Raw genomic sequence first — 19325 nt, forward strand, 5'->3', positions numbered from 1 at the left:
TGTCAATCTCGGATTAAAAACGTACCAGTCTGGCGCCGTAAAAACGTACCACTGAGTGGCGAGTTGGGCTGGCCGGTGCAGCGACAATCAGCTTGAGAATGAGCGTTATTTGGTGAGGCGTGGCCGCGGGCGCGGCGCTGCGGAATGACGCAAAAGGCGCGCTGACCGTCTTCGAGTCAGGGCGCGCCTTTTGTCCATTCCGCATTGTTTTCGGCGTTTCGCCGCCGCTGATTATCCGTTCGCTTCGGCGCCAGCGTTTGCTTCCGGCCCCTGTTTGTTCTTCTTGGCCTGCGTGAGCCGGTAGCTTTCACCATTCATTTCCAAAATATGAACGTGGTGGGTGAGCCGGTCGAGGAGCGCCCCGGTGAGACGCTCCGAACCGAAGGTTTGCGTCCATTCATCGAACGGCAAATTGCTGGTGACGATGGTGGCGCCGCGCTCATAGCGTTGGGAGAACACTTCGAAGAGAAGCTCGGCGCCCGTTTTCGACAATGGCACAAAACCCAGTTCGTCGATGATCAAAAGTTTCAGATTGCCGAGCTGGCGCTGCAGCCGCAGGAGCCGTTTCTCGTCGCGCGCTTCCATCAGTTCATGAACGAGGGCGGCGGCCGTCATGAACCCGACCGCCAGTCCCTTCTGGCAGGCGGCAAGCCCAAGGCCGAGCGCGATATGGGTTTTGCCCGTGCCGCTGGGCCCGAGCGCAATGACGTTCTCGCGCCGATCAATATATTCGCAGCGGGCGAGATCGCGCACGAGCGGCTTGTTCAGCGTCGGCATCGCCTTGAAGTCGAACGTATCGAGGCTTTTGACCGACGGGAACTTCGCCGCCCGGATGCGCCGGTCAACAAGACGCCGCTCCCGGTCGATCATCTCCAGTTCTGTCAGCCGCAGGAGATATTTGACATGATCGTCGCCGGCTTTAGCGGCTAATCCGGCCTGCTTTTCATATTCGCGCTTGAAGCTCGGCAGGCGCAGCGTCTTCAGATAATGATCGAGCAGGAGGTGCGGCGGCTTCGTTTCCGGGGCCGGCGCAGCGTCAACGACAGGCGCTTCACTCATGCTACGGACCTTTCCCTGATCAGCGCCAGATAAGAGCGCGCTTTCGTGGTCGCCACATCCGCCTTCGGCAGATTGGGATAGCGCTCAAGATTAAGCCGGGCCGGACGCTTTTCGACCGCACACAGCGTCAATTGCTTGACCGCGTCATAGGAGATCGTTTGCAGGCGCATCGCGTCGCGAACCGCCCGCTCGACATGTTTCATCGGGAAGGTCTCAAGAAGACGCAGCACCTGGATATATTCCCGCTTGCCGTGCTTGCCCATCCGCCCCTCGGCGCGCCGGCGGAACTCGCCAAAACAGTCCAGCAGATTCCAGCCTTTGAGCGGCGCCGCCTGATCGAGCGCCCCGGGCTTCTTTTCAAGCAGCGCCAGATAATGCAGCGGATAAAAAACAATGTCGTCGCGTTCATAAGAGCGCTCATGCCGGGCGATCTCTTCCGCGCCGCAGGAGATCACCACCTTGTCGACGAAGCCCTTGATCAGCACCTGGCGATGCGCATAGGCGCTCGGCACCGAGTAATCCGACAGCCGGTAGCGCACGAGCGCCTGGCTCGTCGCCTGACCGGAGCGGCGGTCGCACGCCTCATAGGTTCCCCCGGGCAGGTCCCGGAAGGCGCACCTGTCCGCCTCAAAGCGTTCGCCCACGGTTCCGTCCTTGCCCCGCATTTGCCGGTCGCGGCGCTTACGGCAATCCCTCACGAGTTTGGCGTTCAGCTTTTCGAACGATGTCGCCCGCGGGATCGGCACAAGGAAGTTCCGGCGGGCGAAGCCGACGAGATTCTCCACCTTGCCCTTGTCATTGCCGCAGGCCGGGCGGCCGAAACGGTCCTTGAACAGATAATGCGATACCAGCCCGGAGAACATTTGCGTGCGTTGGCGTTTGCCGTCGCCCAGTATCCGCGCGACGATCCGCTTGGAGTTGTCGTAAAGAATCGTCTGCGGCACGCCGTCAAAATACTTGAAGGCGCGAACATGACCCTCGCACCAGGCTTCCGCCGTCTCCTGCGGGAACACCTGAACGAAGGCGTCATCGCTATAGGGAAGGCTCATCACGAACACCGCCGCGGTCTGCTGGACGCCGCCGATCACGACTTGCGCTTCGCCAAAATCCACCTGCGCGTGGCCAGGAGCATGCGCCAAGGGCACAAAGGCCTCCTTCAGCACAAGCCGGCGATCGCCCACATAATCGCGCACCGTCGTATAGCCGCCGTCAAAGCCGTACTCGTCCTTTAACCGGTCGAATATCCGCTGGATTGTGTGCCGCTGCTTTTTCGGAACTTCCAGATCCTGCTGCAGGATCGCGTCAATCACACCCGTATAGGGATCGAGCTTCGGGCGCTTCACCGGCTTTGAGCGCCGGTAACCCGGCGGAACTGAATGCGATAACGCTTTGTTAACCGTGTCTCGGTGAACCCCGAACTTCCGCGACGCCGCGCGACGCGACATGCCGTCAATAATAACCGCTACTCTTATCTGCTCATATAAATGCACGCCATACATCCCCGGGGCTCGCTTTTCGCAAAACCCAGGGGCATATCCCCGGAAACGAAAATAAATGGCCCACTTTTACACCGCCAAAATCAGGCGGCCACGTGGCACACTTTCTCACCGATATTCACACTTTGCGACACGCACTCGCAACATCCATCCCGCCTGCCAAAGATACCTCGATCTCTCGCAGTAACCGAAGAACATCCTCGTCTGAATACCCCTTCCGAGCCATCACCAATCCCTCCTGGGTTACCAATTTCTCTAAGATGAAACTGGCACCGTTTTAAGGGGCAAAGACACATCCCGCCTCGGCCCGGCCATACCGCCAGTTCCTCTCACAGAATTTCAACGCTCAGCTTGCCGAAGCCTCCGGCGGGATGGAACGTACCTATCTGACGGGCCAGGGCGGCGACCACCTCCTGCACGCTGCCCGAACCCCCTTCGGGTTCACGGACTATTTGCGCCAGCATGGACCCGGGAGGCAATCGCTTTTGGAGCTTGCCAGCTCAGCCCGTCTTTCCGGCCAGTCCGTCTGGCGGGTTCTGAGGGAAAACACGCCTGAAATTTTAGGAAGACAGCACAAATCCCCTCTGCTTGCGGCCATTGCCGCACGAAACAACAGGCTCAACAAGCGCGCGCAGGACGGTTTCGATCCGGCCTATGCCCTTCCCGGCTGGGCGCGCGTATCTGACGGCCTGCCCCCGGGAAAGTTCACCAGGTCAGCGGGCTGCTCCACATGATGCAAGTGCAGGAACGTCTCTTCCAGCCCAGCACGAGAGAGCTTGTTCATCCCCTGATGTCGCAGCCCCTGATTGAGCTCTGCCTGCGCCTGCCGGTCTGGCGTCTGTCGCTGGGCGGGGTCAGCCGGGGCCTTGCCCGCCGGGCTTTCGAGGGGCGTCTTCCCGATCGGGTCCGCTTGCGGATGACAAAAGGAGAAGCGACACGCTACTTTATCGACCAGCTCCGGCTGAACCGGTCCCTTCTTCTCGAAACACTTGCCGATGGGGAGTTGGTTGCGAATGGCATCGCGGACCGGAAAGATGTCGAGACCTTCCTCCGGGAAGATCAGTTTCTCATACATCCGGCCGGGCGCATGATCCTTGTCTATTACGCGATCGAAGCCTGGCTGCGCACATGGAAGACGCTCCGTGCGGCGCCATGACGGCCTGGACGACAGAGTCTCATATTTCCTGACACGCCACCTTCATCCTGTTCCAACTGTGCATTATCGGCAGGCATTTTTCATCCGTATACCGCGCCTTCGCGGCAATCACTGCCGCCAACCGAACGAGGCCATCCGGCGAACGGATAATAGCGGCCAAGGCCTGCCCGGAATGTCGGCCTGCTGGCGCCCTGAAGCAACCGGTCCACGATCAGAGGTGAGCCGGATGGCCCCGCAGCCGTCAGGCCCGGCGCCTGTGCACCGAACGGGCCATCGGGCCCTTCTCGCCAGCGTCCGGACGGAAGGTCACGGCATCCCCGACGCGAAGCTGGTCGAACGGCGTCCCCGTAGATTCATTGGCGTGAAAATAATGGTCGACCCCGTCTTCGCCGCGAATGAAGCCAGCCGGTTCGTCCGCGATGAACCGCGCAATCTTCCCGCTAATCCGGGTCTTCTGCACTCCGGCTTCCATACGGGGATCAGGCTGGACGGATTTCAATTGGCGTTCGGCCGCCCGGAACGCATCCCGGATGGCGACCATGACGTCTTCATGCGCGTGCTTCTCATCGCCCATTTCCGAAACCGATACTTCCTTCCCGCCGGGAAGAACGAAGTGCAGATGCACCTGTGCCAGATCACCCGTTCTCCGGCGGCCCAATCCTCCCTCCACCAATACCTTGCAGGCTGTGATCTTCGGAAAATGGGATTCGAGCCGGCCGAGTTCCTTGCCCACCCGCGCGCGAATGCGCTCGCTTGGCTCAAAATTCCTGTACGTGATTTCAGGTGCGACCTGTATGATCTGAATCTCCTGTCTCAAGTCGTCCGCCGGGGCCCCGAGCCGAGGCCGGTTACCGTCTCCGGCCAGAATATCCGGAGCGGTTCCGGCAGGCAGCCGATAATCTTGCGCACCTCGCCTTCGGTGATACGCAGGCTTATGACCTCAAGAACCGCTTTCAGCGCAGCCTGCGGTTCCCGCGGAAAGCTTGGCGGGAAATACTCAGCGACGGCATCGGCAAATTCGTCCGGATTCCGGATCCCGGACGGCCCGCCGCCCGGCCGCCAGCCTTCCAGCAATATGCCGCGAACCAGCATGGGAACCTGAGCTGACAGGCCCAGCACGGCATGTTCGGGCAACCGGTCGCGCAGGACATGCAGCACCGCGCGCAGGGCAAGATAGGATTGCTGGCGTTCGCACCCCTGCAATCGCTCTTCAACAAGGCGCAGCCATTCATTTGTTTCCTGCAAGGTTGTGTCGAAGACTGCCAGACCGGTGCTCATGTCTTTTTCCTTTTGGCTGTTTTGAGCATCCTTTTGGCTTAACCGTCTTGATCCCGCTCAAGTGGGCATCAGAATACCTACGCAGAATGCGCCGACTGCAGAGGAGAAACGAGATGGCTCACCAGATTGGCCCAACCGGTCGAAACATCGGAACAAATGAGGTCGCCGGTATTTCTCCGGAAGCAATCCACAACCGAAGGCACGGGAGCCCTTCTCCCTACTTCCTGTCCTGGACAATGCAGCAATATGCGCGGACTGCTCTGACATCGCTTCAGCTGACAGATTACTGGATAGCCAACTGCCGCATGGTGTCGGATGGCTGGCGCGCAAGCCTACGAGCTCAACAGGATATGATCTTGCGAAATCTCCGGTCGCAACTGGGCTCAGTACTGACTGCATAGAGGAGAGGTATCCTCAAAACTGGAGATGCGGAGAAATACCGGCTTTAATCCGTACAATTCGGTCAGTGCGATAACAGCAACGGGACTTTTGCCTCACGCAGCAATGTGCGCGTGACACCCGGCAGGAGCGCCTGCTGCAACCGCGCATGCCGGTACCCGCCGATCACAATCAGGTCCGCCTCATAGCCGGTCGCCACGTCCAGCAGCGCTTCGGCGACAGAACGCCCGATACTGTCTTGGTTGCGCACTTCCACCCTGCAGCCATGGCGGGAGAGGTGTGCCCCGATATCCCATGCCGGTGCGGCGCCATAGCCTGTATCGCCCGGCTTTGCATCCACCGTGGTAATGATGACCGTTGCATTTTCCGGCAGGATCAGCAGGCCGTCATGCAGGGCGCGGGAAGCTTCGCGGCTGGCATCCCAGGCGAGCACGGCGCGCGTGCCAACGATCTCCTTTTTCCAGTCGGACGGCAACACCAGAACGGGACGCCCGCCGCCCAGTAACGCGCCCTCCAGGAAGTCGGCATGCGGCTGGCGGTCTTTGCTACACGGCGCCTGAACGATGACCAGATCGGCATGGCGGGCGTTCATCGCGGAAAGTGGCTCGACCCTGTTCTGCATCGTCTCGAAGCGGCGCAGCTCGATCATCGGCTCATTGGAGAGGCTTTCCTCGAACCTGTCCCAGCTGGCGCTCATCTGCTCGCGTGTCTCCTGGATTGCCATTGCATAGAGTTCGGCACCGGTCGCATCCCCATATCCCACGATGATCTGCGGCAGGATCGTGAAGGCGGCACAACTGAGATGCGCGTCCCGGACCTGCGCGAATGCACGCGCGAACGCGAATGCCGCCCTGTCGCCTTCAGGCGATGCCATGCACACGCTGATATCCTTGATTTTCACCGGAAGTCTCCCGTCTTCTGCGCGGAACATGTTTCAGCCCGCATCGGGACAAATGTTGATAAGGCTCAATAAGCGGCAGATTTCCGGGAAAAGTTTTTATCCCGGCAATGATCGTGATAGCTTTCGGCAAGGACGAGGGGCGGCGCGATGTGTTTTTCTGCAGAGGCCAGTTTCACGGTTGCAGCAGCCTGTGCCGGGGCGGGCACGCTCTCTGTCATGAAATGCCCGGCTCCCGGATATTTTCCGCTCGCCTGTCTGCCGCTTGCCTTCGCGCTCCAGCAGACCGCCGAAGGTGTTGTCTGGCTGCAGATCGCACAGAGCCCGGCAGGCTGGACAAGCGGCTTCTTCCCGGCCGTGTTCGTCTTCTTCGCCACGGTCTTCTGGCCGACCTACGCACCTCTCGCGATCCGGGCGGAACGCCATGGGGCCGAACGGCGCAGGACGCTGGATGTTCTGGTCGGGATGGGCCTGATTATCAGTTTCGCATTCCTGCTGAAGCTTGTCGGATCGGACACGTTTGCACATGCCGAAAACCATCACATCCGGTATGCGTCGCAGACACATGATTTTGACCGCGGGCTCACTTACAGACCGGTCATCACCGGACGCGACTGGATTCTCGTGCCTTATGCCGGGGTCACCATGCTCAGCCTGCTTTTGTCCAGATTGCGCCCGGTTCGCTGGTTTGGCGTGCTGGTTCTCCTCGCCCTGATCGCGGTGCTGCTGGTTGACCGGACGGTGCTCGTATCGATCTGGTGTTACTGCGCCGCGTCGGGTAGCGTGCTGATTGCGCTGGCGATCCTTCAGGTCCGCCAGAATATGACCGCGAGCCCGCTCAACAGACCCTGATCCGGTGGATCACGGACGTTATGCCAGGGGCAGACCAGGCCGCCTGTTCGGCAATCTCGCGATCGGCCCAGGCATCGACTTCGCCCTCCAGCGTCACTTCCGAGCCTTTTACCTCGACCCGGATCCCTTTTGCCTCCAGCGCCGAGACCCGGGCCAACGCCTAATCGATGCGCTGCTTGACATTGTCCGCTGTCATCGCCGGCTGCACGGCGAGATGGCTGGTCACCCGCGTGACGCCGGGAAGATTGCCCCTTTTGAAGCGCGCCTGATCGGCCTGGTAGCGCCAGTCGACGGTACCGGTCAGCGTGACATGTTCGTCCCTGACCATGATCATCACCCGCCCCTTCGGAATCGATACGTCCCAGTCGAGTACATTGATGGCGCGTCGGGCGATCTCCGCATCGGACAGCTCCGGCGGACCCAGGAAATGCACTTCCAGCTGCTCGACCACGGCTCGCACGCCTTTGACGCGCTTGACCGCCGCCTCGGCTGCCAGCTTCTCCGAGTGACTGCGCACGGTGCCGGTGAGGGTGATAACACCATTCTCGACCAGTACGCCGATATCGCTTTCGTCGACCATCGGGGTCCACTCAAGCTCGTCCTCGACCAGTCTCTTGAGCGCCGTGTCATTCATGTTGCAGCCACCTTTCGGATCAAAACAGGCTGGGGGTGACGGCGATCTTCTGTGCCCTCGCGTGCGGCTGGACGGCCTTGGGCAGATCGATGGTCAGTACGCCCTTGTTGAGCCTTGCCTCGATCCTCTCTTCCGCCACATCGCACGGCAAAGGCACCACGCGCCGGAAGCTGCCGAAGGGTCGCTCCATACGGTGATAATTACCCGCCTTTTCTTCGCTCGACTGTTCGCGCTGGCCGGTCACGACGAGCGCGCCGCTCCTGATCGTCACGTCTATGTCCTTCTCGTCCATGCCGGGCACATCGAGTTTTGCCACCACGCTTTTGTCTGTCTCGCTGAGATCAAGGCGTGTCGGGAAAGCGAACCCGATACGGCTTTCCGTGCGCAGGAAGGAAGCGGCAGAGTGGCGGATAAGCGCCTCCATCTGATGGCATATCCGGCTCAGCGAATATGCGCCCCAGAACCGGCCATATGCCCGTTGATCGGGATGCCCGGTGTTCGCGATTTGAGTTTTAGGGGCTCCCATTGCGATTGTCATCGCTTCACTCCGAATTCAGCATCGGCACAACCGGCCGCTGATCATTGTTTTCCACAAAATGACCCGCCTGGCTTGATCATCATCAAGCCCTTGAGAGCCGAAGCGTATCGAGGGCGGCAGCACGACCGGTTTGGCGACAGGGGGTAAAGGCGCACCTGCGCCGGACAATATGTCCGGATACGGGTCCTTTCCGAAATCGGGATGCTGGTGAAGCGAAACCGGTCAGGAAACGATCCGGTTTCCGGCAGGTCCCGGACCTGAGAGCAGGCCGCGCGCCGCCTTTGAGAGGAACTTCGCCACGCTCCGTGACGCATTTCCAGGCATGGAGCGCATGCATTTTTCTGCGATTTTCAGCTGTCACTCCATCCGCGCGGGAGCGACCCGGGCGATCGTCTCGCATGTCTTGATATTTCGCATCCTGCCGCAGGCAGCCGTGTTTTATTCAGGCAATTTCGCATGATGTGGGACCGGCCCGCCAGTCCCCGAAACCTTACAATCTAATGGCACATAAATTTGGGGCTGGACAGTTCGTTCTGCGACAGGCGCCGAGGCGAGCGAGGTCAGCGCCGACCAGAGATGATCCCGCGCGACCGGATCGATGGTGACGCCTTCTCGCGCGATCAGGCCGGACAGCCAGTCCTGCGCCCAGGCGCGTTCGCCGATATCGTCGATGTTGCGCAGCGGCTGAAGCTGGACGGCGGCTTCGTCATCCGAAAGCGCGCCGGCGAGATCCTGCCAGTCGCCACCACAGGCGACGGTCGCACAGCGGATCGAGCCGCCGAAGTCGAAGGCGAAGATCTGCGCGCCCGCATAGCGACGAAATTGCAGCGCCATCAACGCCAGCAACACGGATTTGCCCGACCCGGTCGGACCGACGACCAGCGTGTGCCCGACATCGCCGACATGGGGTGAAAAGCGGAACGGAGTCGAGCCTTCCGTCTCCGCGTAAAAGAGTGGAGGTCCGTCCAGATGATCATTGCGCGCCGGTCCTGCCCAGACTGCCGATATCGGGATCATGTGGACGAGATTGAGCGTGGAGACCGGCGGTTGACGGACATTGGCGTAGAGATGGCCGGGCAACGAGCCGAGCCACGCCTCGATGGCGTTCAAAGTCTCGGGCATGCAGGTGAAGTCACGACCCTGAATGACTTTTTCCGCCGCCTTTAGCTTGGCGTCCGCGACGGCTTCGTCCTCATCCCAGACGGTCAGCGTAGCGGTGATGTAGGCGGCGCCCGCTATGTCGGCGCCGAGCTCTTGCAAGGCTTCATCGGCGTCGGCGGCCTTGTTCGCCGCGTCGCTATCGAGCAGCGTCGACGCCTCATTGGTCATCACCTCTTTCAGGATCGCGGCGATGGATTTGCGCTTGGCGAACCATTGCCGGCGGATGCGCGTCAGCAGTTTGGTCGCGTCGGTCTTGTCGAGGCAGATAGCGCGCGTGACCCAGCGATATTCGAAGGGTTGGCTATTGAGCTCATCCAGCAGTCCCGGCCATGTGGCCGTGGGGAATCCGATGATGGAGAGGCTGCGCAGATGCGCCCCGCCCAAACTCGGCGCCAACCCGCCGACAAGCGCGCTATCGGCCAGGAGCGCATCGAGATGCATCGGCGTTTCGGGCAAGCGCAGGCGTTGACGACGCGTCGACACGGTCGAATGCAGAAAGGTCAGTGTCTCTTCGTCTGAGAGCCAGGCGGCCTCCGGCATGAAGCCGTCGAGGAGATCGAGCAGGCGATCCGTTCGCGCCATAAAACTCTCGACATGCTCTCGCGGGTTGAGGCTGCTGTCGGGCGCGTCCTCATAGAGCCATCGTCCCGCGCGGCTCGTATCGTCGAGCGGCGGCATCCAGACGAAAGTCAGGAAGTAGCTGCTTTCGAAATGTCTGGACGCATCTTCAAACTGGGCGCGTCGTTCCGCGTCCACGAGGGCGGAAACGGCATCGGGAAAATGTGAGAGCGGATAGTCGCGCGCCGGCGCCCGCTGCGCTTCGACGAACACCGCCCAGCCCGATCCGAGCCGGCGAAGGGCGTTGTTGAGCCGGCCGGACACGGCGACGAGTTCTGACGGTGTCGCGGAGTCGAGGTCAGGCCCCCGAAACCGTGCGGTGCGTTGCAGACTGCCATCCTTGTTGAGGATGACGCCCTCCGCGACGAGCGCCGCCCACGGAAGAAAATCTGCCAATAGCGAGGCGGTCGAGCGATATTCGGCGAGGCGCATCATCGCTCAGACTCCGAACCAGGTTGGGAAACGAAGATGCCGGCGCGCAACATCGACGATCTGGGCATCACGTTTTGCGGCCCAGACCGCGAGGAGATGGCCGACAAGCCAGAGTGCGATCCCGACCACCCAGAGCCTAAGGCCAAGTCCGACGGCTGCTGCGAGCGTGCCGTTGGCGATGGCGACCGTGCGGGGCGCGCCGCCGAGCAGGATCGGTTCGACCAGGGCGCGGTGGACGGGCGCGTAAAAGCCCGGAATGTCGGCCAGCTCGCGCATCAGATCAGCGCTCCGCCGCCGAACGAGAAGAATGACAGGAAGAAGCTCGACGCCGCGAAGGCGATGGAGAGGCCGAAGACGATCTGCACGAGGCGGCGAAAACCGCCGGAGGTGTCGCCGAAGGCGAGCGTCAGTCCTGTGACGATGATGATGATCACCGCGACGATCTTGGCGACCGGCCCTTCAATGGATTCCAGGATTGACTGGAGCGGCGCCTCCCAGGGCATGCCCGAGCCCGCCGCATGGGCGGGCGCGACGAGCAAAAGGCTGAACGCGAGCGCCGTCGCGTAAAGCGGCCAGCGCGGATAGAGAATTGTGGTTTTGGTCATGGATGGTCTCCTGTCCTGGGGTGAAGAAGCGGTTGGATCTGGTAGTCCCCGGTCGCATCGAGGCCCTCGACGCGGGCGAGTTCGGAAAGTCGGCGCGCCGATCCGCGCCCCGAGAGGACGGCGATCAGGTCGATTGTCTCGGCGATCATCGCGCGGGGCACGGTGATGACGGCTTCCTGGATGAGCTGTTCGAGGCGGCGCAGCGCGCCGAGCGCTGAACCGGCATGGATGGTGCCGATGCCGCCGGGATGGCCGGTGCCCCAGGCTTTGAGGAGATCGAGCGCCTCAGCCCCGCGCACCTCGCCGATGGGGATGCGGTCAGGCCGCAGGCGCAGCGAGGAGCGAACGAGATCGGAAAGCGACGCGACGCCATCCTTGGTCCGCAGAGCGACAAGGTTCGGCGTCAGGCATTGGAGCTCGCGTGTGTCCTCGATCAGAACGACGCGGTCGGAGGATTTGGCGACTTCCGCCAGCAATGCATTGGTGAGCGTGGTCTTGCCGGTCGAGGTGCCGCCAGCGACAAGGATGTTGGCGCGGGATGTGATGGCGTCGCACAATGCCGCCGCCGCATCGTCTGGCATGATCTCGGCGCGGACATAGTCTTCGAGTGTGAAGACCGCGACGGCCGGCTTGCGGATCGCGAAGACCGGGGCGGCGACCACAGGCGGCAGAAGCCCCTCGAACCGCTCCCCTGTTCCCGGCAGCTCCGCGGACACACGCGGAGCGCCAGCATGAACCTCTGCGCCGACATGGTGCGCAACCAGACGGACGATGCGTTCGCCGTCAGCGACGGAAAGCTCTTCGCCGGTGTCGGCGAGGCCTTCGCTCAGGCGGTCGACCCAGAGGCGGCCATCCGGATTGAGCATCACCTCGACAACCGCAGGGTCTTCGAGCCATGCGGCGACGTCGGCCCCCAGAGCGGTTCTGAGCATGCGCGCGCCACGGGCGAGCGCTTCGGATTTGAATGTATGGACGGTCATTGGCGGCCCCGCATTGGATTACGGGGTCGATCAAGAAGACCTTTAAAGGCTGATCGGCAACAGCCTTGAAGGCGTAGTAGTACTACGGCGCGCAACGGCAGGAGAAAGCGAAAAACGGTCGAAACAGTTCACTTCAAAATACCTGGGAAACAGGCTGTAGATTTACTCTTTCGGTGTGAAATCTTGCGACACTTCTTTGGCGAAGGTGTTACCCTTTGCGAGCCGCCGACCGAGCGTTTCTACAAAGCCTTCATACCGCTCGCGGCCTTTCGCCTGCGCGGCATCGCGCATCGTATCTGGCAATGGCGGAGTCGTCGTGAGCCAGAACCGGATGAACAAGGCTATCGCATCGTTGCCGATCGTCACGTCGCGTTCGAGCCGTTCGACGGCGCGGGTCAGCCGGTCGAGACGTCGCGTAATCGCAGCCTCGCGCTGATCCGCAGCGTCGGGGGAAAGGTAGGAGGCAAGCGCCGCTTCCACGATCTGGGATTTCGAAACTTTGCGCCGCGCCGCCAGCGTGTCGAGCTCCGCTGATAAAGCTGGATCGAAATACACATTGAGCCGATCTTTCTTCATGGCGGGCCTCAAAGTTCGATGCCGTCATCGGGATCAAGCGAGGCCTGCCGGGCGATGCTGCGGAATCGGCCCTGCATCTGGCGAGCGCGCTGCGCGTCGTCATCCGGCTCGTCATCGAGGCTCGCGAACTCCTCTCGCGCGGTTTGCACCGGGTCCGGTGCGATATCTTCATGTTCAGGCAACTCCGGCTCGCGGCGAATACCGCCATCGGCGTCTTCGCCCGCATCGCTGGACATCTTCTTCCGAGGCTTGGGAGCAACGATGGGCGCTCGGCCGCTCCAATCATCCGTCGTCACTTGGTTCGGTGGCGTTGTTTCAGCAATCAGGTCTGGCGGCGACAGGATGCGTGTCTTGAGCTGCGGGTCGGCGTAGTAGCGGGCCTTCTTCCCTCGGATCGGCGGCGCGCCCGAGACGAGCACGATTTCATCATCCGGCGGCAATTGCATGACCTCGCCGGGCGTCATCAAGGGTCGCGCGGTCTCCTGCCGGGAGACCATGAGATGGCCGAGCCAGGGCGACAATCTGTGTCCAGCATAGTTCTTCATCGCCCGCATCTCGGTCGCCGTGCCGAGGGCGTCGGACACGCGCTTGGCGGTGCGCTCATCATTGGTCGCGAAACTCACCCGCACATGGCAGTTGTCGAGGATGGCGTTGTTCTGGCCGTAGGCCTTCTCGATCTGATTGAGGGACTGCGCGATGAGGAATGCCTTGAGCCCATATCCTGCCATGAAGGCGAGCTGGCTTTCGAAGAAATCGAGCCGCCCGAGCGCCGGAAATTCGTCGAGCATAAGCAACAGGCGATGGCGCTTGCGATTGGCGTTCAACTCTTCTGTCAGCCTGCGTCCGATCTGGTTCAGCACAAGCCGGACGAGCGGCTTGGTGCGGCTGATGTCGGAGGGCGGCACGACGAGATAGAGCGTGGTCGGCCGCGCGCCGGAGACCAGATCCCTGATCCGCCAGTCGCAGCGGCTCGTGACCCTGGCGACGACGGGATCGCGATAGAGACCGAGAAAACTCATCGCCGTGGACAGGACGCCGGAGCGTTCGTTCTCCGACTTGTTCAGGAGCTCGCGGGCCGCCTGCGCCACGACCGGATGCGGTCGGTCGCCAAGATGCGGGGTGCGCATCATCGCCGCGAGCGTCGCCTCGATCGGCCGGCCCGGATCAGAGAGGAAGGCGGCGACGCCGGCGAGCGTCTTGTCCGCCTCGGCGTAGAGGACATGGAGGATCGCGCCGACGAGCAGCGAATGGCTGGTCTTCTCCCAATGGTTCCGGCGTTCGAGCAGGCCTTCGGGGTCCACTAGGATGTCAGCGACGTTCTGGACGTCACGTACTTCGCTGTCGCCGCGCCGGACTTCGAGCAGTGGATTGTAGGCCGCGCTCTTCGCGTCGGTCGGATCGAACAGGATGGTGCGGGTGAACCGCGCCCGCCACCCGGCGGTGAGCAGCCAATTCTCTCCCTTGATGTCATGGACGATGGCCGAGCCCGGCCAGGTCAGGAGACTCGGGACGACGAGGCCGACGCCCTTGCCCGAGCGGGTTGGCGCGAAGCAGAGCACATGCTCCGGGCCGTCATGCCGGAGGTAGTGGTTCTCGAAGCGGCCAAGCACGACGCCGTCCGCGGCAAGCAACCCGGACGATTCAACGTCCTTCCGCTCCGCCCATCGGGCTGAGCCGTAGGTGGTTACGTCGCGCGCCTCGCGAGCCCGGAGGACGGAGAGGAAAATCGCGACACCGATCGCGGCGATCCCGCCGCTGCCGGCAATGATCGCGCCTTCGACGAACACACGCGGCGCATAGGCGTCGTAGAAATACCACCAGACGAAGAAGCTCCAGGGCGGATAGATCGGCCATCCGAGAATGTCCGTCGTCGGCGCGCCGAGCTGAGGCTGAAAGCCGAGCCGCCATGCGGTCCACTGTGTTGCGGTCCAGATGAAACCGACCACAACGAGCGAGACGATGATGATCTGGCCCCAGAGGATTTTGGTGGCCTGTGTTGGCTGTGTCTTGATCGGCATGTCTTTTCCTTCCGGGGTGATGCTCAGATGCCAAGCCCGCGCTTGCGGCCGAGGCTCCAGTCGATCCCACCACCCGGCGTCATCGTTCCCGTCACGGTCTGGCCGAGATGGCGTTCGAGCTGGGGTTTCCACGGGACGAGTTCGAAGCCGAGGCCGCTATCGACCATGGCGAAACGGCCTGAGGCGAGATCGAGACGCCGGCGATAGGTTCCCGAGATGCGATCGCCTTCTGCAGAATTTCTGCGAAGCAAGCCTGTCTCGGTTTCGACACGCGCCGCCGCAGCGTCGAGCTCTCGTTCGCGCAGCGTCTTCAGGAGGTCGCGGGCGAAGGTGACGCGCCGACCATTTCTGGTCGCGAGCCCCTCGGCGACGAGATGATCGGCGCGCCGGTCGAGCGCTTCGCGAACTTCGGCGCCGAAGCCGCCCATGCTGAGCGGCGCCTGGGTCTTGGCGAGTTGCAGCCGATCGAGCCAGGTCGCACCACTCGCGCCGATTTGGGTTTCGAGGTTGAGGTCGGAGCGGCCGACAAGGGCCATGCGCTGACGGCCGCCATTGTCCGAGCGCCAGACCCGCGTCTCGACAATCCCGCCTTCGGGCGTGTCGCCCGTGGCGTCGAGATCGTTGAAGCGCAGATGATGGACGCTGCCGTCCACGGCGTCGATCACGGCATAGGCCTCGCCGCGCAACTCGTCATGCAGCCCGCGCTCGACCAACCGTCCAAGTACTGGGGCAGTCGGTGTGTCCTCAATCGCGAAGTCCGTTTGTGCGCGCCCTGGTCCGCCGGACATGGCGCGGTGCATGGTCTTGATGATGTCGCCACGCTCGGCGAGATCGCGCAGCGTTTCCTGTGCGCCCGGTTTCAGAGACCAAACCGCCGGGGCGAGCCTGTCGGCGAGGCCGAGCCCTTCCAGCGTCTGGGCGCGACCAATAAGGAGTTTGCGCAGCTCCGGATCGCGCGGTTCCGGGGAGCCGGGACGCAGATCAGCAACCCCGGCACCGTCATCGGCGAGCCCCTGGAGCGCGCGGTCAAGACCCGTCCAGCGTTCGGCTTTCACCTCCGCCTGAAGTTCGGATGCGATCTCCTGCTCGGCGCGCGGCCCGAGCTCCAGTTCGACCAGTTGCTCGGCGCGGCTGCGGAACCCTCGGCTGATATAGTCGCGGGCGATGACGAGGTCCTTGCCGTTATCGGCTCGGCCCCGCACGAGAACATGGATGTGCGGATTGTCGGTGTTCCAATGATCGACGCCGATCCAGTCAAGCTTCGTGCCGAGATCGCGCTCGGCCTGGCTCATCAGGTCGCGTGTGTAGGCGCGCAGGTCTTCGAGGCGGTCGGCGTCTTCAGGCGAGACGATGAAGCGGAAATGATGCCGGTCCTCTTCGCATCGCTCTGCGAAAGCGCGATCATCGACGCTGTCTGCTTCGGCGTTGAACATGCCCGCATCACGCCCGTCACGGGTCACGCCTTCACGCTTCAGATAGGCGATGTGTTTGGCGAGCGGGGCGGAACGGAAACGTGCGCCACGATGACGGACGACGCGCGCTTTGATGACGACGCGCCGCTGGGTGCGTGACAGTCCGCGCGCTGCGCCGGCGAAACGGCCCCGGCCGAATTGCGATCCGCGCCCGCGTCCTTTCGAACCGTTCAGCTTGTATCCGGTGTGTCCGGCCTTGCGGGCGGCGCCCATTACCTGGCCGACAAAGCTTTGCGCCTTCCGGGCGCTTGTCCCCTTGTTGCGGATGCGGCCGGGCCGGATGCGCATGTCATTATCGCGGTCGCTCATGACAAAGCGCCCGCTTGAAAGCGCGCGGCACGGTGAAACCCGCATAAAAACAGTGGGTTGAGCCGTGGGGCGGCACTGTGCCCATGACCGCAGCGGGCGAAATACCCAACAACAACAACGACATAGCGCGTATCCGTGCCGCGCCTTTTATCTCGCCCTCCCGTTGTTGTTGCGCCTTCCGTCCCCGTCCTCCCTCCCGGAAACACGCCATCGCGCGACGGACTGCGCGAGAGTGCGATCAGCGGGGTCATCGCCGATCCCCGGTTCCATGTGGCGGGAAAAGGCTGTCGGAAGCGCCCGATGTGTGCGGAGGATAAACGTCTGCGCTGCTGCCTGGGTGCGTTTCGTCAGCAACCGATTGTCCATCATTATGCGCGGCGAAGAGTGGCGCCGTGCGCCAATCCACGGTCAGAATTGCGCTCGGTTCTCGCCGTTCTGCTGCAACCGACGCGCCGAGGAGCGGCGCCAACGCCGCAACATAATCGCGGGTTTCTCGGGGCAACGGTCGGCCTGTAGCTAGATGCTCGGCATAGCGTGTCGGTCCCGCATTGTAGGCGGCGAGGAAGCCCGGCGATCCGAAGCGGTCATGCAGTTCACGGAGATAAGCGGCGCCCGCCAGAATGTTGTCGCGAGGATCGAACGGGTCGCGCCCCAGACCGTAACGCGCGCGCAGCTCATCCCAGGTATCGGGCATGATCTGCATCAGCCCCATCGCGCCTTTTTCGCTGACGGCGCGCACGTCGCCGGCGCTTTCCCTGCGCATGACAGCAAGGATCCAACGCGCCGGGAAGCCGAAGCGCTGCGCAGCTTCGGCGATATAGGCAGCATAGGAATTGCCGCCTTGTTCCGTCCTGGAGGACGCGGTCTCTGCTGATACGGCGTGAGAGACAACCACGCCGGAGAGCAGACCGCAGAGGAGGAACTTCGCCATAATAGCGCAGCGCCGAGACGGTCTAGCCGCGCTCATCGCGTTTCTCGGGGCGCTTTGCGGGGCGGTTCCAATAGAGCGCCCAATGTCCGTCCTCGGCGTCGGTCTTGAAGAGATTGGCGCGGATCGGAAATGCGAAGGTCGGGTCGTCGATCTGCAAAGAGATGTATTCACCAGCCTTCTCGCCGGTGCGTTTCCAGCCGGCGCCGATCTCCGGTCCGTCGTGATCGCCGTGATGGATGCGATAGTCGGGCGCGTTTTCGCTGTCCGACGATGTTGCCGGGACGAGGGTGAGTTCTCGGTAGAGAATGAGCGTGTGAAGGCGTCCGGTGAAGCCGGTTTCTGTGCGCGTGAATTGACCGATCTGAGCCATGGAAAGTTCCTTTCATTTGCGGTCGGAAGAATTTTCGAGAGCGTCGGCGTCGTGATCGGCGCGCCAGACATAGTGGCCGTCGCCGTCTTCATCGGTGAGGATCGGAACGGCGCGCCCGATCACGGCGTCTGCCGGGAGTGCGCCGAAATAGCGACCGTCGAGACTGTCGGGATGGCTTGGATTCAGGAGGAAGAGTTCCGTCTTGGCGACGAAGTGGCAGCCCTGCCAAACGGGCAGGTCGCGTCCGAAGCGGTCGCTCGGCTGGGCCTGCGCCAGGGGGATGTCGTCGACAGCGACAGCGGCGCCATCGCGGCAGACACGTTGTCCGGGAAGCGCAGCGACGTGCTTGAGGAGCGGTACGCCCTCGGGCAGATAGCCGCGCTCGGCGAGATAGGTCGCAAGCGATTCCGGCGGATCGACGACGACCAGATCGCCTACGGCAAGATCGTCGTCCGACGCAACGGCGTATAGCCCGATGGGCGCGCTTGCGGACGCGTTCCAGATCAGCTTGGGGCTCACATGAACGAAGGCCAGTCCGCCGATCGCGAGCACCGAGAAATAGGTCGTCATGACGTATCCGAACCGGGTCATGACACGCTCCCCGCCGACGCGGCTCGCAATGTCAGTGGATCGGGTGGACAGGCTTGGCGCAGGAGCCAGGCGCGATGTTGAGCGGCTGTGTAGCCTCGCGGCTCCAGGCCTGCTGACAGCCTGTTGTGAACGTGGCGCCAATAGTCCGGCGCGGCGTCGGCCGGGTCGATGCCGAGCGCTTCGATCGCATCGGCGAACTGAAGAACCCGTTCGACCTTGAGCCAGCCGGACTGGCGCAGCAGGCTATCGCCGCCGGGTGTCACCTGCGGCACGGTCGCATAGGACTCACCCGGTCGGGGCGCACGCAGGATGTCGATCCGGCTTTCCGTAGTCCCGAAGTCGTTCGCCTGCCAGCGGACGAAGGCGAAGACGGCGCCGGGATCGAAAGCGACGGTGCTGCCACTGCGGCTCTGGATCGTTGTCCGCACGATCCGGCCGAAGCGAATCCAGTGCTCGATCTGCTTCTCGATCCAGACGAGTTCGACAGTGGCCCCGCCGCTCATGAGCGGGCCTTCCGTGCATAGGCGGGCGAGATCGCTGCATGCCGCTTGGCGGGCAACACCTCGTCGCCCGTGTCGTCCGAGGTCGAGTTCTTCTCTCCCCGGCTGACCCAGGCTTGCAGATCCTCGATCGCGTAGACGACGCGCCCGCCGATCTTCGAGTAGCGTGGCCCCGTGCCATAGGTCCGGTGTTTTTCGAGCGTCCGCCCCGAAAGGCCGAGAAAATGGGCCGCTTCCGGCGTTCTCAAATAGCGTGGGGGAAGTCCGGCATTGGGATCGGGCATGGGTCGCGTCTCCGGTTAGGCCATCCCGCTTCGGGAAGCGCGGGACTGTCGGAGACGAGAAAAGCGTAAGATGCGCGCCGGGAGGGATGACGATCAGCGCGCGGCGAAAACGTCACTCCCCTTTGGGGGGCATGAGAACGGAGTGTGAAGAGGTATCGTTTGGTGTTA

General features: G+C 62.6%; 22 protein-coding genes and 1 pseudogene. 2 read left to right on the top strand and 21 right to left on the bottom strand.

Going from position 1 to position 19325, the window contains the following annotated elements:
- Positions 1–231: 231 nt before the first annotated feature.
- The gene (gene istB / locus B8784_RS20160; RefSeq protein ID WP_084398227.1) at positions 232–1059 is read right to left on the bottom strand and encodes an IS21-like element helper ATPase IstB; all 828 of its coding nucleotides are present in this window, start codon (positions 1057–1059) and stop codon (positions 232–234) included.
- A complete protein-coding gene (gene istA / locus B8784_RS20165) occupies positions 1056–2558 on the bottom strand; it encodes an IS21 family transposase (RefSeq protein WP_084398226.1) in 1503 nt (500 codons plus the stop codon). The genes istB and istA overlap by 4 nt, the downstream gene beginning before the upstream one ends.
- Positions 2559–3285: 727 nt before the next feature.
- Between istA and B8784_RS20170 the strand changes: the two genes are divergently transcribed.
- Positions 3286–3711 carry an asparagine synthase-related protein gene (locus tag B8784_RS20170; protein WP_084399887.1) on the top strand — a complete coding sequence of 142 codons (426 nt, stop codon included), beginning with the start codon at positions 3286–3288 and terminating at the stop codon, positions 3709–3711.
- A gap of 241 nt (positions 3712–3952) precedes the next feature.
- Here B8784_RS20170 and B8784_RS20175 read toward each other — a convergent pair whose 3' ends face one another.
- From B8784_RS20175 to B8784_RS21715, 4 genes are all read right to left on the bottom strand, one after another.
- Positions 3953–4528, bottom strand: coding sequence for an HPF/RaiA family ribosome-associated protein (locus B8784_RS20175; RefSeq protein ID WP_084399888.1), 576 nt, complete (start codon positions 4526–4528; stop codon positions 3953–3955).
- Positions 4525–4989, bottom strand: a complete 465-nt coding sequence (locus B8784_RS20180) for a DUF2267 domain-containing protein (protein ID WP_084399889.1) — start codon at positions 4987–4989, stop codon at positions 4525–4527. The genes B8784_RS20175 and B8784_RS20180 overlap by 4 nt, the downstream gene beginning before the upstream one ends.
- A 463-nt stretch (positions 4990–5452) precedes the next feature.
- On the bottom strand, positions 5453–6319 hold the full coding sequence (locus B8784_RS20185; protein WP_084399890.1) for a universal stress protein: 867 nt from the start codon (positions 6317–6319) through the stop codon (positions 5453–5455).
- Between the two features lie 35 nt (positions 6320–6354).
- Positions 6355–6507 (bottom strand): hypothetical protein, encoded by a 153-nt coding sequence (locus B8784_RS21715; protein WP_158085766.1) that lies wholly within the window; start codon positions 6505–6507, stop codon positions 6355–6357.
- Between B8784_RS21715 and B8784_RS20190 the strand changes: the two genes are divergently transcribed.
- Entirely contained in the window at positions 6437–7138 is a 702-nt protein-coding gene (locus B8784_RS20190) for a DUF6629 family protein (protein ID WP_084399891.1), read from the top strand. The genes B8784_RS21715 and B8784_RS20190 overlap by 71 nt on opposite strands.
- Here B8784_RS20190 and B8784_RS20195 read toward each other — a convergent pair.
- The 15 genes and pseudogenes from B8784_RS20195 to B8784_RS20265 form a co-directional block, all read right to left on the bottom strand.
- The gene (locus B8784_RS20195) at positions 7125–7295 is read right to left on the bottom strand and encodes a BON domain-containing protein (protein ID WP_084399892.1); all 171 of its coding nucleotides are present in this window, start codon (positions 7293–7295) and stop codon (positions 7125–7127) included. The two genes, B8784_RS20190 and B8784_RS20195, sit on opposite strands and share 14 nt — an antisense overlap.
- 3 nt (positions 7296–7298) lie before the next feature.
- Positions 7299–7772, bottom strand: a complete 474-nt coding sequence (locus B8784_RS20200) for a BON domain-containing protein (protein ID WP_084399893.1) — start codon at positions 7770–7772, stop codon at positions 7299–7301.
- A gap of 19 nt (positions 7773–7791) precedes the next feature.
- Positions 7792–8196: an Hsp20/alpha crystallin family protein gene (locus tag B8784_RS20205; RefSeq protein WP_158085767.1), complete on the bottom strand. Its 405-nt coding sequence runs from the start codon at positions 8194–8196 to the stop codon at positions 7792–7794.
- A gap of 636 nt (positions 8197–8832) precedes the next feature.
- A pseudogene (locus B8784_RS20210) lies at positions 8833–10524 on the bottom strand (VirB4 family type IV secretion/conjugal transfer ATPase); the annotation flags it as partial.
- Between the two features lie 3 nt (positions 10525–10527).
- Complete coding sequence (locus tag B8784_RS20215) at positions 10528–10797, bottom strand: VirB3 family type IV secretion system protein (RefSeq protein ID WP_009802149.1); 270 nt, start codon at positions 10795–10797, stop codon at positions 10528–10530.
- The gene (locus tag B8784_RS20220) at positions 10797–11126 is read right to left on the bottom strand and encodes a TrbC/VirB2 family protein (protein WP_009802150.1); all 330 of its coding nucleotides are present in this window, start codon (positions 11124–11126) and stop codon (positions 10797–10799) included. Before B8784_RS20220 ends, B8784_RS20215 begins: the two co-directional genes overlap by 1 nt.
- Positions 11123–12106, bottom strand: coding sequence for a P-type conjugative transfer ATPase TrbB (gene trbB / locus B8784_RS20225; RefSeq protein ID WP_084399895.1), 984 nt, complete (start codon positions 12104–12106; stop codon positions 11123–11125). The genes B8784_RS20220 and trbB overlap by 4 nt, the downstream gene beginning before the upstream one ends.
- A gap of 162 nt (positions 12107–12268) precedes the next feature.
- The gene (locus B8784_RS20230; RefSeq protein WP_009802152.1) at positions 12269–12682 is read right to left on the bottom strand and encodes a ribbon-helix-helix domain-containing protein; all 414 of its coding nucleotides are present in this window, start codon (positions 12680–12682) and stop codon (positions 12269–12271) included.
- An 8-nt stretch (positions 12683–12690) separates the two neighbouring features.
- Positions 12691–14700 (bottom strand): conjugal transfer protein TraG, encoded by a 2010-nt coding sequence (locus B8784_RS20235; protein WP_084399896.1) that lies wholly within the window; start codon positions 14698–14700, stop codon positions 12691–12693.
- Between the two features lie 23 nt (positions 14701–14723).
- Positions 14724–16481 carry a relaxase/mobilization nuclease domain-containing protein gene (locus B8784_RS20240; RefSeq protein WP_009802154.1) on the bottom strand — a complete coding sequence of 586 codons (1758 nt, stop codon included), beginning with the start codon at positions 16479–16481 and terminating at the stop codon, positions 14724–14726.
- Between the two features lie 247 nt (positions 16482–16728).
- Complete coding sequence (locus tag B8784_RS20245; RefSeq protein ID WP_084399897.1) at positions 16729–17412, bottom strand: lytic transglycosylase domain-containing protein; 684 nt, start codon at positions 17410–17412, stop codon at positions 16729–16731.
- A gap of 22 nt (positions 17413–17434) precedes the next feature.
- Complete coding sequence (locus B8784_RS20250; protein WP_084399898.1) at positions 17435–17782, bottom strand: DUF736 domain-containing protein; 348 nt, start codon at positions 17780–17782, stop codon at positions 17435–17437.
- 12 nt (positions 17783–17794) lie between these two features.
- Positions 17795–18373 (bottom strand): S26 family signal peptidase, encoded by a 579-nt coding sequence (locus B8784_RS20255; protein ID WP_009802157.1) that lies wholly within the window; start codon positions 18371–18373, stop codon positions 17795–17797.
- Positions 18370–18876: a DUF2840 domain-containing protein gene (locus B8784_RS20260; RefSeq protein WP_009802158.1), complete on the bottom strand. Its 507-nt coding sequence runs from the start codon at positions 18874–18876 to the stop codon at positions 18370–18372. The genes B8784_RS20255 and B8784_RS20260 overlap by 4 nt, the downstream gene beginning before the upstream one ends.
- Positions 18873–19157: a helix-turn-helix transcriptional regulator gene (locus B8784_RS20265; RefSeq protein ID WP_009802159.1), complete on the bottom strand. Its 285-nt coding sequence runs from the start codon at positions 19155–19157 to the stop codon at positions 18873–18875. Before B8784_RS20265 ends, B8784_RS20260 begins: the two co-directional genes overlap by 4 nt.
- Positions 19158–19325 lie beyond the last annotated feature (168 nt).

Source organism: Henriciella aquimarina (genome assembly GCF_002088975.1).
In the GTDB taxonomy this organism is placed as follows: Bacteria; Pseudomonadota; Alphaproteobacteria; order Caulobacterales; family Hyphomonadaceae; genus Henriciella; species Henriciella aquimarina.

Excerpts from the sequence above, each read along its gene's own strand:
- B8784_RS21715 (WP_158085766.1), bottom strand. The coding sequence starts at position 6,507 with ATGACAGAGAGCGTGCCCGCCCCGGCACAGGCTGCTGCAACCGTGAAA.
- B8784_RS20180 (WP_084399889.1), bottom strand. The coding sequence starts at position 4,989 with ATGAGCACCGGTCTGGCAGTCTTCGACACAACCTTGCAGGAAACAAAT.
- B8784_RS20235 (WP_084399896.1), bottom strand. The coding sequence starts at position 14,700 with ATGCCGATCAAGACACAGCCAACACAGGCCACCAAAATCCTCTGGGGC.
- B8784_RS20240 (WP_009802154.1), bottom strand. The coding sequence starts at position 16,481 with ATGAGCGACCGCGATAATGACATGCGCATCCGGCCCGGCCGCATCCGC.
- B8784_RS20185 (WP_084399890.1), bottom strand. The coding sequence starts at position 6,319 with ATGTTCCGCGCAGAAGACGGGAGACTTCCGGTGAAAATCAAGGATATC.
- B8784_RS20215 (WP_009802149.1), bottom strand. The coding sequence starts at position 10,797 with ATGCGCGAGCTGGCCGACATTCCGGGCTTTTACGCGCCCGTCCACCGC.
- B8784_RS20265 (WP_009802159.1), bottom strand. The coding sequence starts at position 19,157 with ATGCCCGATCCCAATGCCGGACTTCCCCCACGCTATTTGAGAACGCCG.
- B8784_RS20190 (WP_084399891.1), top strand. The coding sequence starts at position 6,437 with ATGTGTTTTTCTGCAGAGGCCAGTTTCACGGTTGCAGCAGCCTGTGCC.
- B8784_RS20255 (WP_009802157.1), bottom strand. The coding sequence starts at position 18,373 with ATGACCCGGTTCGGATACGTCATGACGACCTATTTCTCGGTGCTCGCG.
- B8784_RS20245 (WP_084399897.1), bottom strand. The coding sequence starts at position 17,412 with ATGGCGAAGTTCCTCCTCTGCGGTCTGCTCTCCGGCGTGGTTGTCTCT.
- B8784_RS20170 (WP_084399887.1), top strand. The coding sequence starts at position 3,286 with ATGATGCAAGTGCAGGAACGTCTCTTCCAGCCCAGCACGAGAGAGCTT.
- B8784_RS20205 (WP_158085767.1), bottom strand. The coding sequence starts at position 8,196 with ATGGAGGCGCTTATCCGCCACTCTGCCGCTTCCTTCCTGCGCACGGAA.
- istB (WP_084398227.1), bottom strand. The coding sequence starts at position 1,059 with ATGAGTGAAGCGCCTGTCGTTGACGCTGCGCCGGCCCCGGAAACGAAG.
- B8784_RS20220 (WP_009802150.1), bottom strand. The coding sequence starts at position 11,126 with ATGACCAAAACCACAATTCTCTATCCGCGCTGGCCGCTTTACGCGACG.
- B8784_RS20230 (WP_009802152.1), bottom strand. The coding sequence starts at position 12,682 with ATGAAGAAAGATCGGCTCAATGTGTATTTCGATCCAGCTTTATCAGCG.
- B8784_RS20250 (WP_084399898.1), bottom strand. The coding sequence starts at position 17,782 with ATGGCTCAGATCGGTCAATTCACGCGCACAGAAACCGGCTTCACCGGA.
- trbB (WP_084399895.1), bottom strand. The coding sequence starts at position 12,106 with ATGACCGTCCATACATTCAAATCCGAAGCGCTCGCCCGTGGCGCGCGC.
- B8784_RS20260 (WP_009802158.1), bottom strand. The coding sequence starts at position 18,876 with ATGAGCGGCGGGGCCACTGTCGAACTCGTCTGGATCGAGAAGCAGATC.
- istA (WP_084398226.1), bottom strand. The coding sequence starts at position 2,558 with ATGTATGGCGTGCATTTATATGAGCAGATAAGAGTAGCGGTTATTATT.
- B8784_RS20200 (WP_084399893.1), bottom strand. The coding sequence starts at position 7,772 with ATGAATGACACGGCGCTCAAGAGACTGGTCGAGGACGAGCTTGAGTGG.